Source organism: Parvibaculum sp. (genome assembly GCF_035511255.1).
Taxonomy (GTDB): domain Bacteria; phylum Pseudomonadota; class Alphaproteobacteria; order Parvibaculales; family Parvibaculaceae; genus Parvibaculum.
Map to the genome: position 1 here is coordinate 1 of NZ_DATKFR010000161.1, position 1657 is coordinate 1657.

Annotated in this window: 1 protein-coding gene; it reads right to left on the bottom strand. The window is 66.6% G+C overall.

Annotated elements, in window-relative coordinates; translation table 11 throughout:
- Nucleotides 1-1657: 3'-5' exonuclease (locus tag VMR03_RS05905; protein WP_325403207.1), on the bottom strand; the 1657-nt coding region annotated here is incomplete at both ends.

Genomic DNA, 1657 nt, shown 5'->3' on the forward strand with positions numbered 1-1657 from the left:
GACGCAGAGCCGGTCGATCTGGCCGGAAATGAGCGTCGGCTTTCCGGCGAATTCGATGCGGCCGACCACGGCGACTTCGGCGCGGCCGGCGGGTCCGAAGATGTCGGCGAAGGCCGGTTCGTCGAGCACGGCGAAGACGGCGGCGGCGATTTCGGCCTGCCGGGCCTCGTCCAGCGCATGGGCGGGACTGGCAAGAAAGCGGCGCGCGGCTTCCGCCCGGTCGGCCGCCGCGATGCCGGGCAATGTCTGCAGCAGGCGATGGATGAGGCGGCCGCGCTGATAGCGTGCGGTGGTGTCGCCGGCAAGCGGCGAGAGCGCGGGCGGCTCCGGCACATCCTCGGGCGGCAGGCGCGACGGTGCGAGCGGGCGCGAAGGAGAGGGCTCAAGGGGCGCTTTCGCCCGCGCCCACTCCGGCAGCGGCGACAGATCGACCCTCGCCGCCTCCGCTTCCGGCTTCGGCGTCTGCTTCTGTACGCCTTCGATGCGCCAGATCTTCTTCCCGTCGGCGAGAAGAATTTCTGTCGCTTCTGGCTTCAACGCGGCGGCGATGAGATTGTACCAGCACTCGGCGCCGGGTTCGTCCTCGCCGCGATAGCCGCAGACATAGAGACGGTCGCGGGCGCGCGTCATCGCGACATAGAGGAGGCGTCGATATTCCTCGGCCTGCGCCTTCCTGTGCGCCTCGCGCGCAATCGCCGAGAGCTCGTCCTCGTCCTTCTTGCGCACCGGCCAGAGCAGCAGCTTCGGCTCCGTCGGCAATTCGAGCAATGCCGGATCGTGGCGCGCATTGGGCAGCGCGCAGGTATCCGGCATGAAGACGATCTCGGCTTCGAGGCCCTTGGCACCATGCACCGTCATCACCCGCACTTCGTCGCGGCCCTGCTCCATGTCGCGCTTGATTTCCGATGCGCCGCGCTCGACCCAATGCAGGAAGCCCTGCAGCGACGGCGCATGACGCCGCTCGAAATCGAGCGCGAGGGCGAGGAATTCGTCGATCGGATCGTTGGCGTCGGGACCAAGACGCGAGAGAAGCTTCAACCTTCCACCGCGCGCGCCGAGGAGCTCGGCATAGAATTCGTAAGGCCGGTCGAAATCGGCGCGGGAAAGCAGCCATGCGAGAAAGGCATGCGCCTCACCGAGACGGGACCGCTCGCCCGCATGCGGCGCAAGCGCCTGCCAGAGCGTGCCCTTGCGGTCCACGGCGAGGTCGAAGAGTTCATCTTCCGTGAGACCGACAAAGGGGCTCTTCAACAAGGTCGCGAGGTTGAGATCGTCTTCCGGCAGCAGCGCAAAGCCGCCCGCCGCCATCATGTCCATCACCGCGATCTGCTCAGTCAGCACCATGCGGTCGCTGCCGGCGACGGGCACGTTCAATTCCTTCAGATGCCGCACCATTTCCGCGACAAAGGCGTTGCGACGGCGGACGAGGATCAGAATGTCGCCAGGCCTGATCGGACGGCCTTTCGCGACCAGCGGTTCCTTGGTATCGAGCCAGTGCCTGATCGTCGTCGCGATCCGCCTTGCAAGCTTCGCGGCGGGCGCCGTCTCCGTCATGTAATCGAGCGGCGCATCCCAGGGGCTTTGTTCGTCCTGCGTATCGGGCGCTTCGAGGTCCCAGATTTCGACAAGACCGGCATCGAGTTCGCGATGCGCGACA